The sequence below is a fragment of the Streptomyces thermocarboxydus genome, assembly GCF_024760485.1.
In the GTDB taxonomy this organism is placed as follows: Bacteria; Actinomycetota; Actinomycetes; order Streptomycetales; family Streptomycetaceae; genus Streptomyces; species Streptomyces cellulosae.
Genome location: NZ_CP058273.1, coordinates 5,304,505 through 5,318,156, shown reverse-complemented (window position 1 = coordinate 5,318,156; position 13,652 = coordinate 5,304,505). Strand labels below are relative to the sequence as shown.

General features: G+C 74.1%; 13 protein-coding genes. 3 read left to right on the top strand and 10 right to left on the bottom strand.

From position 1 onward, the window contains the following. Window positions 1–56: 56 nt before the first annotated feature. Window positions 57–251: a DUF3046 domain-containing protein gene (locus AY578_RS24580; protein WP_026244036.1), complete on the bottom strand. Its 195-nt coding sequence runs from the start codon at window positions 249–251 to the stop codon at window positions 57–59. Window positions 252–329: 78 nt separating this feature from the next. On the opposite strand from AY578_RS24580, the gene AY578_RS24575 reads away from it, so the two are divergent. Continuing rightward, entirely contained in the window at window positions 330–1,271 is a 942-nt protein-coding gene (locus tag AY578_RS24575; protein ID WP_258905510.1) for a hypothetical protein, read from the top strand. Between the two features lie 25 nt (window positions 1,272–1,296). Here AY578_RS24575 and AY578_RS24570 read toward each other — a convergent pair whose 3' ends face one another. From AY578_RS24570 to AY578_RS24560, 3 genes are read right to left on the bottom strand one after another with little or no spacing between them, the layout of a single operon-like run. Further along, entirely contained in the window at window positions 1,297–1,605 is a 309-nt protein-coding gene (locus AY578_RS24570) for an AzlD domain-containing protein (RefSeq protein WP_019526278.1), read from the bottom strand. Next, window positions 1,602–2,279: an AzlC family ABC transporter permease gene (locus AY578_RS24565; protein ID WP_258907497.1), complete on the bottom strand. Its 678-nt coding sequence runs from the start codon at window positions 2,277–2,279 to the stop codon at window positions 1,602–1,604. Before AY578_RS24565 ends, AY578_RS24570 begins: the two co-directional genes overlap by 4 nt. After that, a complete protein-coding gene (locus AY578_RS24560; RefSeq protein ID WP_258905507.1) occupies window positions 2,231–3,259 on the bottom strand; it encodes an AraC family transcriptional regulator in 1,029 nt (342 codons plus the stop codon). Before AY578_RS24560 ends, AY578_RS24565 begins: the two co-directional genes overlap by 49 nt. 106 nt (window positions 3,260–3,365) lie before the next feature. On the opposite strand from AY578_RS24560, the gene AY578_RS24555 reads away from it, so the two are divergent. Beyond that, window positions 3,366–8,222, top strand: a complete 4,857-nt coding sequence (locus AY578_RS24555; RefSeq protein WP_258905506.1) for an ATP-dependent helicase — start codon at window positions 3,366–3,368, stop codon at window positions 8,220–8,222. Between the two features lie 33 nt (window positions 8,223–8,255). Next, window positions 8,256–9,089 carry an Fpg/Nei family DNA glycosylase gene (locus tag AY578_RS24550; RefSeq protein WP_019526274.1) on the top strand — a complete coding sequence of 278 codons (834 nt, stop codon included), beginning with the start codon at window positions 8,256–8,258 and terminating at the stop codon, window positions 9,087–9,089. Between the two features lie 118 nt (window positions 9,090–9,207). On the opposite strand, the gene AY578_RS24545 is transcribed toward AY578_RS24550, so the two are convergent. The 6 genes from AY578_RS24545 to rimO all read right to left on the bottom strand — a co-directional run bounded on the left by AY578_RS24545 (window position 9,208) and on the right by rimO (window position 13,566). Further along, a complete protein-coding gene (locus AY578_RS24545; protein ID WP_258905505.1) occupies window positions 9,208–9,483 on the bottom strand; it encodes a hypothetical protein in 276 nt (91 codons plus the stop codon). 44 nt (window positions 9,484–9,527) lie between these two features. Beyond that, window positions 9,528–9,998: a Dps family protein gene (locus tag AY578_RS24540; RefSeq protein ID WP_019526272.1), complete on the bottom strand. Its 471-nt coding sequence runs from the start codon at window positions 9,996–9,998 to the stop codon at window positions 9,528–9,530. 200 nt (window positions 9,999–10,198) lie between these two features. Next, entirely contained in the window at window positions 10,199–10,579 is a 381-nt protein-coding gene (locus tag AY578_RS24535; protein ID WP_003993396.1) for a helix-turn-helix domain-containing protein, read from the bottom strand. A gap of 109 nt (window positions 10,580–10,688) precedes the next feature. Further along, on the bottom strand, window positions 10,689–11,234 hold the full coding sequence (locus tag AY578_RS24530) for a CinA family protein (protein WP_019526271.1): 546 nt from the start codon (window positions 11,232–11,234) through the stop codon (window positions 10,689–10,691). After that, entirely contained in the window at window positions 11,231–12,094 is an 864-nt protein-coding gene (gene pgsA, locus AY578_RS24525; protein ID WP_258905498.1) for a CDP-diacylglycerol--glycerol-3-phosphate 3-phosphatidyltransferase, read from the bottom strand. Before pgsA ends, AY578_RS24530 begins: the two co-directional genes overlap by 4 nt. Next, the gene (rimO, locus tag AY578_RS24520) at window positions 12,091–13,566 is read right to left on the bottom strand and encodes a 30S ribosomal protein S12 methylthiotransferase RimO (RefSeq protein ID WP_161107057.1); all 1,476 of its coding nucleotides are present in this window, start codon (window positions 13,564–13,566) and stop codon (window positions 12,091–12,093) included. The genes pgsA and rimO overlap by 4 nt, the downstream gene beginning before the upstream one ends. Between the last annotated feature and the right edge of the window lie 86 nt (window positions 13,567–13,652).

Below are 13,652 nucleotides of genomic sequence, written 5' to 3'. Positions count from 1 at the left end.
CCAAGTCTCACCCACGGCCACGACAACTGTCCGCCCCCGTGGGGCCTATGTGACGATCAGCGCAGTTCCCGGGGGACGTTCATGACGGTGCACACCACCTGCCAGACGTCCTTGGCGTCCCAGCCGGCCGCCAGCGCCTCGTGGACGGTCCGTCCGCCGAGTTCGGACATGACATGGTCGCGCGCGAAGGTGTCGGCGTAGCCCGCGCCGAAGTACTCCGTCATGCGCTCCCAGAAAACCGTCAACCGCATGCCCCCAGTATCCCGCCTGCGGGGGTGGCACTCCGCCACGGGCCCCGCGGGGCTGTGCCCGCCCCTACGGTCGGTGCCATGGCCGACATCGCAGCCGTACCGCTCACCCCGGCGTCCCCGCCGCGCGGCGCACTCGCGCGCGCGGAGCGCTTCGTGTGGCTCACCGCGCGCGTACTGGAGCAGCGCCTGTTCGCCCACCACTTCCGCGACGGCGCCCCGGGCCCGGTGGAGACCGCCCTGGACGCGTACCGGAACGACGACGGCGGCTACGGCCACGGCTTGGAGCCCGCCCTGCGCGGACCTGCCGTCCTCCCTGCGCACACGGCACGCGCGCTGGGGGTGCTGGACGCCGTGGGGCGCTGCGACGCGCGCCGCGCGGAGGACGTGTGCCGTTACCTGACGTCCGTCTCGACGGCGGAGGGCGCGCTTCCGGCCGTGGGCACGTACGCGAACGGCGGTGGGGCGGCCCGCGCGCCCGGGTCGCTGTCGGCGACCGCGCCGGTGGTGGGGCTGCTGCACCGCAACGAGGTGTGGCACCCGTGGCTGTTCCGCGCGACCGACTTCTGCCGGCAGGCCGTGGAGTCCCTGGAGGCGGCCCGCCCCGGTGACGTGGAGGCCGCGGTGCTCTTCCTGGACCACGCCCCCGACCGCGCCCGCGCCAAGGCCGCCGCCGAGCGGCTGGGGCACCTGGTACGCCGGGACGGGCTGGTGGTGCTCGACCCGGAGGGGTCCGGCGCCCGGCCGACCACTTCGGCCGCCTCCGGTCACGCCCCCGGCGACCGCCCCTTCCCCCATGACTACGCCCGCACCCCGGACTCACTGGCGCGGGCGTGGTTCACCGACGCGGAGATGGACCGTTCCCTGGACGCGCTGGCGGCCGCGCAGCAGGACGACGGAGGCTGGCCCGCACCCCGTCTCCCGGGCGCCCAGGAGCCCACCCCCGGCGTGCTCCTGGAGGCACGCCCCATCGCGACGATCGAGGCGCTACGCGTCCTGACCGCGTACGGCCGCCCTGTCTGAGGCGGCCGGGCGGGGCATCCTGCGCTCACCCGCCCAGCGCCCGCACCCCCGCCGTCACCAGCACGGCAGCCGCCACCACGAGCAGGAACGGCGCGCGCAGCAGGAGCGCCACCGCGGCGGCCGCCAGACCGGCCGCGCGCGCGTCCAGCACCAGGGCTCGGCCGTCCGCGAAGGTCTGCTGGGCCGTGAGGGCGGCGAGCAGGGCGACGGGCAGCAGGGCGGCCAGGCGCCGGACGAGGGGCCGTTCGAGGACGCCCGCGGGCACCAGCAGCCCGGCGAGCTTCACGGCGTAGCAGCCGACGACGGTCAGGCCGATCGCGAGCCAGATGTTCACCACTGTCCCTCCTTCGCGTGAGCCTCCGTGCGAGCGCGCGCGGCGGTCCTGCGGCCGTGCGCCCACAGCACGACCGGAGCCGCCAGGGCGGCCACCAGAACCGGGACGCCGGCCGGCAGCACGGGCAGCAGGCCGAGCCCCAGGAGCACGGCGAGCGCGGCGACGGCCCGCTCGGTGCCGGTGCGCAGCATGGGGGCGAGCAACGCCAGGAAGACGGCGGGACCGGCCGCGTCCAGGCCCCACGCCTCGGTGTCGCCGATGGCGTCCGCGCCCAGCGCGCCGAGCAGCGTGGTGAGGTTCCACAGGACGTAGAGGCTGAGCCCGGTGACCAGGAAGCCGAGGCGGGCGGCGCGGCGGGTGGGCTGGGCGAGCGAGACGGCGGTGGTCTCGTCGATCACCCACTGCGCGGCGAACGGCCGCACCGCGCGCGGCAGCGCCAGCAGCTGCGACAGCCGCAGCCCGTAGAAGGCGTTGCGCACGCCGAGGAAGAACGCGCCCGCTGCGGCCGTGACGGCGCCGCCGCCCGCCGCCAGCGCACCCACCAGGGCGAACTGGGAGGCGCCGGTGAACACCAGCAGGCTGAGCGCGCAGGTCTGCGGCAGGCTGAGCCCGCTGCCCGCCGAGGTCACGCCGAAGGCGAACCCGGAGAGTCCGACGGCGACCCCGACGCCCAGGGCGTCCCGGACGACGGCGCCGTCCGGCTTCCCTCCGGCCCCGACCGGGTCATGCCCTCCGTGATCGGACCGTATGTCCGCGTACTCGTGCTCTGCTGTCCGTTCCACTGCCACGCCCCGGACGTTACGGAAAGCCCGCCCCGCGCGTCTTGTACGTTCTTGCGCTCACGCTGGTAGGCGCCCGGCGGGACGCCGACGATACGGCTGAAGTGCCGGTTGAGGTGCGGCTGGTCGGTGAAACCCACGGTGACGGCCGCCTCGGACGGTGTCGTCCCCGCGTCCAGCAGTCGCCGGGCGCGCCGTACGCGCGCGTCGGTGAGCCAGGTGTGCGGAGGCATGCCGTAGGTGTCGCGGAAGGCGCGCAGCAGGGCGAACGGGCTGGTGCCGAGGTCGGCGGCGAGCTGTTCCAGGGTGGGCGGGGCTGCCATGCCCTCCTCGAGCACGGCACGCGCGCGTGCCGCGGTGCGGGCGCCGGCCGTGCGTACCTCGCGCCGGGGCAGCGTGCCGCCGTTGAGCCGCAGCAGCCGGGTGACCGCGACCCGCAGCAGGGTGTCGGCGGCGAGCGCGTTGCCCTCGTCGGTGGCCCGGAGCACCTGGTGGACGAGCCGGACGGTGTACGGGTCGTCGAGGACCGGGGTGACGAAGCCCGGGGTGCCGCGCAGGGTGGTGGTCTCGGCGGCGATCGCGGCCACGACGTCCGGCGACGGGTAGACGGCGCCGTACTGCCAGCCCTCGGGGACGCCCGCCCTGCCGGTGTGGGGCGTGTCCGGGTTCACCAGGGCGAGGGCGCCCGCGCCCGCGTACTGGTCGCCGCCGCCGTGGTGGAAGACCTCGACGCCGTCGGCGATGGCGGCGATCACGAAGTGCTCGTGGGTGTGCCGGACGAACGACTTCCGTATGTAGCGGGCGCGCAGCAGGTCGACACCGGGCAGTTCCTCGTACCGCCAGTGCCGCGCCCGTTCCTTCCGTGTCTCCGCCATACCGTCATTGTCACGCGGCCCGCCGGCGCCCTGGACCCGCCGCCACGCCGCCCCGCCGGCACCCGGACCTGCCCGGTTGTCAGTGGCCGGGTGCACGATGGACAACATGGTCAGCGATCCGCGCCGCGCCCTGGACGGCTTCTCCCCCGCGACCCGTGGCTGGTTCACGGGGGCCTTCTCCGCGCCCACGGCCGCCCAGGCCGGGGCCTGGCAGGCCATCGGGGCGGGCTCGGACGTGCTGGTGGTGGCGCCGACCGGTTCCGGCAAGACGCTGGCCGCCTTCCTCGCCGCCCTGGACCAGCTGGCCTCGACGCCCCCGCCGGCCGACCCCAAGAAGCGCTGCCGTGTGCTGTACGTCTCACCGCTGAAGGCCCTCGCCGTCGACGTCGAGCGGAATCTGCGCAGCCCGCTGACCGGTATCCGGCAGGAGGCCGTGCGCCTGGGGATGCCCGAGCCGGAGGTGAAGGTCGGCATCCGCTCCGGCGACACCCCGCCGGCCGAGCGCCGCGCCCTGGCCACGCGTCCGCCGGACATCCTGATCACCACGCCCGAGTCGTTGTTCCTGATGCTGACGTCCGCCACGCGCGACGCGCTGGCGGGCGTGGAGACGGTGATCCTCGACGAGGTGCACGCGGTCGCGGGCACCAAGCGCGGCGCGCATCTGGCGCTGTCCCTGGAGCGGCTGGACGAGCTGCTGCCGAAGCCGGCCCGCCGCATCGGCCTGTCGGCGACGGTGCGCCCCGTGGACGAGGTGGCCCGCTTCCTGTCCCCGCAGCGCAAGACGGAGATCGTGCAGCCGAAGTCGGGCAAGGAGTTCGACCTCTCCGTGGTGGTGCCGGTCGAGGACCTCGGCGAACTGGGCGGCTCGCCCGTCTCCGAGAGCTCGGAGGGCGCGGAGAAGCCCTCCATCTGGCCGCACGTCGAGGAGCGGATCGCCGACCTGGTGCAGAGCCACCGCTCGACCATCGTGTTCGCCAACTCCCGCCGCCTCGCCGAGCGGCTGTGCAACCGGCTCAACGAGATCGCCTACGAGCGCGCCACCGGCGAGTCGCTGGACGAGCACCACTCCCCCGCCGAGCTGATGGGCAGCTCCGGGGCCGCCCATGGCGCGCCGGCGGTCATCGCGCGGGCGCACCACGGCTCGGTGTCCAAGGAGCAGCGCGCCCAGGTGGAGGAGGACCTGAAGGCGGGCCGGCTGCCCGCGGTGGTCGCCACGTCCAGCCTGGAGCTGGGCATCGACATGGGCGCCGTCGACCTGGTGGTGCAGGTCGAGTCGCCGCCGTCGGTGGCCTCCGGCCTCCAGCGCGTGGGCCGCGCGGGCCACCAGGTGGGCGCGGTGTCCACGGGCGTGGTCTTCCCGAAGTACCGGGGCGACCTGGTGCAGGCCGCCGTCGTCACGGAGCGGATGCGCACGGGCGAGATCGAGGCCCTGCGCGTCCCGTCGAACCCGCTGGACGTCCTGGCGCAGCAGATCGTGGCGATGACGGCGATGGACACCTGGCAGTTCGACGACCTGCTGGCGGTGGTGCGCCGGGCGGCCCCGTTCGCCTCGCTGCCCGAGTCCGCGTTCACGTCGGTGCTGGACATGCTCGCCGGGCGTTATCCGTCGGACGCCTTCGCGGAGCTGCGCCCCCGCGTGGTGTGGGACCGGGTCACGGGCGAGATCACCGGCCGCCCGGGAGCCCAGCGCCTGGCCGTCACCTCGGGCGGCACGATCCCGGACCGCGGTCTGTTCGGCGTGTTCCTGGCGGGCGCCGACCCCAAGAAGGGCGGGGGCCGGGTCGGCGAGCTGGACGAGGAGATGGTCTACGAGTCGCGCGTGGGCGACGTCTTCACGCTCGGCACCAGCTCCTGGCGTATCGAGGACATCACGCGCGACCGGGTCCTGGTCTCCCCCGCGCCGGGCGTGCCGGGCCGGCTGCCGTTCTGGAAGGGCGACCAGCTGGGCCGCCCCCTGGAGCTGGGCCGCGCGCTGGGCGCGTTCCTGCGCGAGGTGGGCTCGCTGCCCGACGAGGACGCCCGGCTGCGGATGCTGGCCGCGGGCCTGGACGCCTGGGCCGCGGACAACGTGCTGTCGTACCTGAGGGAGCAGCGCGAGGCGTGCGGGCACATCCCGGACGACCGCACGATCGTGGTGGAGCGGTTCCGCGACGAGCTGGGCGACTGGCGGGTGGTCGTGCACTCCCCGTTCGGCGCCCAGGTGCACGCCCCCTGGGCGCTCGCGCTCGGCGCCCGCCTGTCCGAGCGGTACGGCATGGACGCCCAGGTGATGCACGCCGACGACGGCATCGTGCTGCGCCTGCCGGACGCCGATCTGATGGGCCTGGACCTGCTCGACCAGGAGCCGTCGAAGGCCGGCGCCGAGTACGACGCGGACCAGGCCCCCGTGGGCGCCGCCGACGTCGTCTTCGACAAGGGCGAGGTCGACCAGGTCGTCACCGACCAGGTCGGCGGCTCGGCGCTGTTCGCCTCCCGGTTCCGTGAGTGCGCCGCCCGCGCGCTGCTGCTGCCGCGCCGCAACCCCGGCCGGCGCACGCCGCTGTGGCAGCAGCGTCAGCGCGCCTCCCAGCTGCTCCAGGTGGCCGGCGAGTTCGGGTCGTTCCCGATCGTCCTCGAGGCGGTCCGCGAGTGCCTGCAGGACGTGTTCGACGTCCCCGGCCTGGTCGAGCTGATGGGCGACCTGGAGTCCCGGAAGGTGCGGCTCGTCGAGGTCACCACCCCGGAGCCGTCCCCGTTCGCCCGCTCCCTGCTCTTCGGATACGTCGCCCAGTTCCTGTACGAGGGCGACTCCCCGCTCGCCGAGCGCCGTGCGGCCGCCCTGTCGCTGGACTCGCGGCTGCTCGCGGAGCTGCTCGGCCAGGCGGAGCTGCGCGAGCTGCTGGACGCCGAGGTGCTCACGGAGCTGGAGCGCGAGCTGCAGTGGCTCACCGAGAACCGGCGCGCAAAGGACGCGGAGAGCGTCGCCGACCTGCTGCGGATGCTCGGTCCGCTCACCGATGCCGAGCTGGCCGAGCGGGGCGCCGAGCCGCAGTGGGCGCAGGAGCTGGCCTCCGCGCGGCGCGCCATCCGGGTGCGTATCGCGGGCAAGGACCACTGGGCGGCCGTCGAGGACGCGGGCCGGCTGCGGGACGCGCTCGGCACGGCGCTGCCGGTCGGCGTGCCCGAGGCGTTCACGGAGCCCGTGAAGGACCCCCTGGGCGACCTCCTCGCGCGGTACGCGCGCACGCACGGCCCGTTCACGTCGGCGACGGCGGCCGCCCGCTTCGGGCTGGGCGTGGCCGTCACCGAGGGCGCCCTGCAGCGCCTCGCGGCGGCAGGCAGGGTCGTGCAGGGCGAGTTCCACCCGGCCGGGATCGGCCAGGAGTGGTGCGACGCGGCGGTGCTGCGCCGGCTGCGCCGCCGTTCCCTGGCGGCGCTGCGGCACGAGCTGGAGCCGGTGCCGCCCGCCGCGCTGGCCCAGTTCCTCCCCCAGTGGCAGCACATGGGCAAGGGCCACTCCCTGCGCGGCATCGACGGACTGCTGCGCGCCGTCGAGCAGCTCCAGGGCGCGTCCGTGCCCGCCTCCGCCCTGGAGAAACTGGTGCTGCCGTCCCGGGTGGCGAACTACGCCCCGGCCATGCTCGACGAGCTGACCGCGTCCGGCGAGGTGATCTGGGCGGGCGCGGGTTCCCTGCCGGGCAAGGACGGCTGGGTGTCGCTGTACCTGGCGGACGCGGCCCCCTTGCTGCTGCCTCCCCCGCATCCGCTGGAGACGACCGCGCTGCACGAGTCGGTGCTGGCCGCCCTGTCCGGCGGCTACGGCCTGTTCTTCCGTCAGATCGCCGACCAGGTGCGCGCCACCACTCACCCCGAGGCGAGCGACGTGCAGCTGGCCGACGCCCTGTGGGACCTCGCCTGGTCCGGGCGGCTCACCAACGACACCCTCAATCCCCTGCGCGCCCTGCTCGGCTCCGGCCGCACCGCCGGGTCCACGGCCCATCGCGCCAAGCGCGCGGTGCCGCGCGGACGCTACGGCTCCCTCACGGCGGCGGCCCGCAGCGCCTCCCGCACGGGCCCGCCGACCGTCGCCGGCCGCTGGTCGCTGCTGCCCGATCGCGAGGGCGACACCACGGTCCGCGCCCACGCCCTGGCCCGCACCCTGCTGGACCGGCACGGCGTGGTGACCCGGGGCGCCGTCGCGGCGGAGGGCGTCGAGGGCGGCTTCTCCGCCGTGTACCGGGTGCTGTCCGCCTTCGAGGAGACCGGTCAGGCTCGTCGCGGCTACGTGGTGGAGGGCCTCGGCGCCGCCCAGTTCGCGATGGACGGCGCCGTGGACCGCCTGCGCGCGGTGGCCAACGCCCGGGAGCGCGGGGAGGGGCACACGGCCCCGGACGTGCCCGCTCCGTCCGGCGGGCAGTCGGACCCGTACGGGCTCGGGCAGGGCCGGGACGACATGTCGTACCTGCCCTCGAAGCCCGGTGAGTACGTGTCGCCGCGCGACCTCGCCGCCCAGGGAGCGCAGCAGCCCTGGCAGAACGGCGGCGGGCCCTCGTACGACCCGTTCGCCGGACGCCGTACCGGCCCCGACCGCGGGTCCCGGGCCGTCGTGCTGGCCGCGGCCGACCCGGCCAACGCCTACGGGGCGGCCCTGGGCTGGCCGGAGCCGCCGGAGGGCGCGAGCCACAAGCCGGGCCGCAAGGCGGGTTCCCTGGTGGTGCTGGTGGACGGCGAGCTGACGCTCTACATGGAGCGCGGCGGCAAGACCGTGCTGGCCTGGCCCGCCGATCCCGGAGCCGACCCGGCCGACGACCCGAGGCTGCCGGTGGCCGCGGAGGCGCTCGCGAACGCGGCCCGCGCGGGCTCCCTCGGCACGGTCACCGTGGAGCGCGTCAACGGCAGCCCGGCGCTGACGTCCCCGCTGGGCGCCCTCCTGGAGACCGCGGGCTTCGTCGCGACGCCGCGGGGGCTGCGGCTGCGCGCCTGACCGTGTACGGCCGGGTCGTGTCACCCTTGACGCATGCCCGAAGGAGACACGGTCTGGCAGGCCGCGCGACGGCTGCACGACGCCCTCGCGGGCAGAGTTCTGGTCCGCAGCGATCTGCGTGTGCCCCGCTTCGCCACGTCCGACCTCACCGGCCGCTCGGTGCTGGACGTCACCGCGCGCGGCAAGCACCTGCTGACCCGCATCGAGGGCGGCCTGACCCTGCACTCGCATCTGCGGATGGACGGCTCATGGCGGATCTTCGAGCCCGGGCAGCGCTGGAACGGCGGCCCGGCGCACCAGATCCGCGCCGTCCTCGCCAACGCCGAACGCACGGCCGTCGGCTACCGGCTCCCCGTGCTGGAGCTGATCCGCACCGAGGACGAGGAGGACCGCGCGGTCGGCCACCTCGGCCCCGACCTGCTGGGCCCCGACTGGGACGCGGACATCGCGCTGGCCAACCTGGGCAAGGACCCCGACCGCGAACTCGGCGAGGCCCTGCTGGACCAGCGGAACCTCGCGGGCATCGGCAACGTGTTCAAGAGCGAGCTGTGCTTCCTGCTCAACGTCACGCCCTGGCTCCCCGTCGGCGAGCTGCCCGCCGACCGCATGGCGAGCCTCCCCGAGCTGGCCAGGAAGCTCCTGGAGTTCAACCGCGACCGTCCGATCCGCAACACCACGGGCCGACGCGGCCAGGACCTCTACGTGTACGGCCGCGCCCGCCGCCCCTGTCTGCGCTGCGGCACGCCGATCCGGGTGGCCGAACAGGGCGACGGCTCTCGCGAACGCCCGACGTACTGGTGCCCCGTCTGCCAGCCGGGACCGGCCCCCGCCCCGGCGCCACGAGGCCGTCGGGGCCCCGCCCGCTAAGGCCTGGCCGGCGGATCATGCCGGGGACGGGTCATGGCAAGCCCGCTCTCACTGCCCTGAGCGGGCGTGGGGCTGGACGCGCCAGACCCCGCTCACCCGGGTTGCAAGCGCCGCTCCTTTACCCGCTCGATCCGCCGGTCGGGCCCTGGCCGACAGGGCCGCCCCGAGGGCGACCGTGGGAGCGCCCCGCGCTCCAGGCCCGCCGCCACCGCCCGGCGGCGAGCGCCCCGTCCGCCCGCGCCTTGGGCAGACAGTGCACCGGCAGCACGCTCAGTCCCCATCCGCCGGCCGCGACCGCGCCCTCCAGGGCGCCGGCGCCGGGCACGAGCAGCAGCCGTGCCGCCGCCCACCACCACAGGACCGTGAACGCCACGGCGACGGCCCACCGGCACACCGCGGGCCGCTTCCTCCGCGCAAGGGCCGGGTCCCGCGGCCGGGTCACCCGTTCGCGGCCTGGAACATCCAGTGGTGCTTCTCGAGGTCCGCGGTGATCGTGATGATGATGTCCTGCGTCACCGGGTCGGGCTCCTCGGTCGCCGCGATCCGCTCCCGCATACGCGCGATGACCGCGCCCAGCGCGTCCACCAGCGCGCTCACCGCCGCCGCGTCGTCCACCCAGCCCTCGGGCGTGACGCCGATGCCGCTGCCCACAGCCACGGTCGCGGCCCGCCCGTCGGGCGAGACGCCCAGCGCCGCGGCGCGCTCGGCCACGGTGTCGGAGTGGGTGCGCGCGGTGGACACGACCTCGTCGAGCTGGAGATGGACGGAGCGGAAGCGCGGTCCGACCACGTTCCAGTGGATCTGCTTGGCCACCAGGGAAAGGTCGATGAGATCGACCAGTGCGCCCTGCAGCGCCTCAGAAACGGTCTTCAGGTTCTCGTCGGACAACGGGCTCTTCACGACGTACATCCGCACCTCCGTGGCTGTTCCCCCGCCTCCGTAACCACGATGACGGCCCGTCGCCGCACCGGCAAACGCAGCCCCGCCCCGCTCCCCCATGTCCGTCCGGGCATGCGAAAACCCCGGCGGCACCCCTCCGGGATCTTCCGGAGGAGCCCTCACCGGGGCATCTCACACCTTCAACACCGCGCGGGCGCCGGACACCGGGCTCAGGCGGCGACGACGTCCACCGCCTCGGCGGGCGCCTTGATGGTCACCCGTTCCGGTGGCACACCGGTCACCGACACGGAACCCAGCATCGGCCGAACCGGCGTGGGTACGGGCTCGCTGGGGGTCGCTGCAGCAGACTGGGCCAGCTCGGCGAGAGCGAGTTCGTCGCTCACCTCCCGCATGAGCTCGGACATCCGTACGTCCAACGCGTCGCAGATCGCGGAGAGCAGCTCGGAGGACGCCTCCTTCTGCCCCCGCTCCACCTCGGAGAGATAGCCGAGCGAAACTCGGGCGGACGAGGAGACTTCGCGCAGAGTACGGCCCTGGCGCTGGCGCTGCCGACGCAGCACGTCACCCAGCAGGCGACGGAGCAGAATCATCGGTGGCTCCCTCCTCGGACCGCGTAGCCGCATCCTTCTCGCCCCACCGTACCGCCTCGCGCCGCGGCCGTGCGGGGAGCGATGTCGTGTTCACTCTGGGCTGCAAACATCAAAACCCCCCGTTCCGTTCCGTATCCTGTGCCCGCTCATTCCCGGTCTGTTCGCCCGCAAGCTCCGCGAGGAGCAGTGCGAGTACGCTCCGTACACTCTCCATACGAATTTCCGCGCGGTCGCCGTTCAACCGCAGATGGCGCACTTTTCCGCCAGGGGCGGAACCGTCGCCGTCCGTGGAGGGGCCGTCCACGGCCACGTACACCGTGCCGACGGCCTGTCCGTCCTGAGGGTCGGGGCCGGCCACCCCGGTGGTGGCGATGCCCCAGTCGGCGCCGAGCGCCTTGCGCACCCCGGCCGCCATCTGGGCCGCCACCTGCGGATCCACCGCTCCGCGCTGGGCCAGCAGAGTGGCGTCCACGCCCAGCAGCCGGTGCTTGAGTTCGGTGGCGTAAGCCGTCACCGAGCCCCTGAAGACCTTGGACGCCCCGGGGACGGAAGTGATCTCCGCCGCCACCAGGCCACCGGTCAGCGACTCGGCGACCGCGAGCGTCCCGCCGTTCACGGTGAGTAGTCGCACCACCTCGGTGGCCGTTGAACTCACTCTTCCATCTCCTCCAACGCCGCCTTGCGCTCGGCGATTCCCTGCCTGCGGAGCACAATGGCCTGTTTCACATAGTCGAGTCCGGTCGCCACGGTCAGCACCACCGCCGCGGCCATCACCCACCACCGCAGCGTCGCCAGCCACCCGGTCAGCGCCAGCACGTACATGCCGACGGCGACGCCCTGGGTGAGGGTCTTCAGCTTGCCGCCCCGGCTGGCCGGGATCACCCCGTAACGGATGACGAGGAAACGCAGCAGCGTGATCCCCAGTTCCCGGCCGAGGATGACGCCCGTGACCCACCACGGCAGGTCACCCAGCGCGGACAGACAGATCAGCGCCGCACCCATGATGGCCTTGTCGGCGATGGGGTCGGCGATCTTCCCGAAGTCGGTGACCAGGTTGTAGGTGCGCGCCAGATGACCGTCGAACAGGTCGGTGATCATGGCGATGGCGAAGGCCGCCCAGGCGAGCGAGCGCCAGGCCGGGTCGTAGCCGCCGTCGGCCAGCATCAGCATGACGAACGCCGGCACGAGCAGCAGCCGGAGCATGGTCAGCAGGTTGGCGATGTTCCAGACGCTGGCCTGGTCGACGGCCGCCGCCGCGATCTTGCCGCCGCGCGGGGCACGCGTGGAGCCCTGCGCCTCCGCAGCCTCGGTGCTGTCCGAGGACCGCGGGTGGACCTCCTCGGGGCTCGGCGCCTCACGCCGTGCCCGCCCTTCCCCGGAGCCGCCCGGAGCCGTGTCCCTGGCTTCCCGCGCGAGCGCGCGGCCGGACGCCGGTGTCAGGCCCCCGGACGCGGGGCCCTTCGCCCTCCTCGCGCCGGAGGGGCCACCTGCCGCCGATGCCGGGACACCCGTCATCTGCCCGCCTCCTCGGTGCGCGCGGGCGAGCCCTCGAAGAGCGGCTCGGCCACCAGGTCGACACCTTCCGTGCCGACCACCTTCGCCTCGACCATACGGCCGACACTCAGTCCCTCGCCGCTCGTGAGCAGCACCTGGCCGTCCGTCTCGGGAGCCTGGTGCGCGGCACGGCCGTACACGCCCTCCTCCTCGTCGACGGACTCCACCAGGACGTGCACGGTCTCGCCCACCCGCTCCTCGGCGCGCTGCGAGACGAGTTCCTCGGCCAGCCGGGAGACGCGGGCCAGCCGCTCGGCGACCACGTCCTCGTCCAGCTTGCCGTCGTAGCCGGCGGCTTCGGTGCCCTCCTCGTCGGAGTAGCCGAAGACGCCGATGGCGTCGAGCCGGGCGTGGTTCAGGAACCGCTCCAGCTCGGCGAGGTCGGCCGCGGTCTCGCCGGGGAAGCCGACGATGAAGTTGGAGCGCACGCCGGCCTGGGGCGCCTTGCTCCGGATGGTGTCGAGCAGTTCCAGGAAGCGGTCGGTGTCGCCGAAGCGGCGCATGGCGCGCAGCACGTCGGGCGCGGAGTGCTGGAAGGAGAGGTCGAAGTAGGGGGCGACCTTGGGGGTCGAGGTCAGCACGTCGATCAGGCCGGGGCGCATCTCGGCCGGCTGGAGGTAGCTGACGCGCACCCGCTCCAGGCCGTCGACCTCGGCCAGTTCGGGCAGCAGGGACTCCAGGAGGCGGATGTCGCCGAGGTCCTTGCCGTAGGAGGTGTTGTTCTCGGAGACCAGCATGATCTCCTTGACGCCCTGCTCGGCCAGCCACCGCGTCTCGTTGAGGACGTCGCTGGGGCGGCGGGAGATGAAGGAGCCGCGGAAGGAGGGGATGGCGCAGAAGGAGCAGCGCCGGTCGCAGCCGGAGGCCAGCTTCACCGAGGCGACGGGGGAGCCGTCCAGGCGGCGGCGCAGGGGTGCGCGGGGGCCCGAGGCGGGGGCGAGGCCGTCGGGCAGGTCGACCGGGCCGTGCCCGGGCAGCGCGACCGCGGTGGCGGACTCCTGCCGCTCGGCCGGGCTGATGGGCAGCAGCTTGCGCCGGTCGCGCGGGGTGTGGGCGGCGTGGATGCCGCCGTTCAGGATGGTCTGCAGACGGTCGGAGATGTCCGCGTAGTCGTCGAAGCCGAGCACGCCGTCGGCCTCGGGAAGGGCTTCGGCGAGCTCCTTGCCGTACCGCTCGGCCATGCAGCCGACGGCGACGACGGCCTGGGTTCTCCCGTGTCCCTTGAGGTCGTTGGCCTCAAGGAGGGCGTCGACGGAGTCCTTCTTCGCGGCCTCGACGAATCCACAGGTGTTGACGACGGCGACGTCCGCGTCCTCGGCGTCCTCGACGAGCTGCCAGCCGTCCGCCTCCAAACGGCCTGCGAGCTCCTCCGAGTCCACCTCGTTACGGGCGCAGCCAAGGGTGACCAGTGCGACGGTACGGCGTTCAGGCATGGGCTCAAGACTACTTCGTCCCGGCGACGCCCCATGTCGACGGGGTTGGCCGGACCCGGCCAACCCCGTGGTGAGCTTGTGCGGTG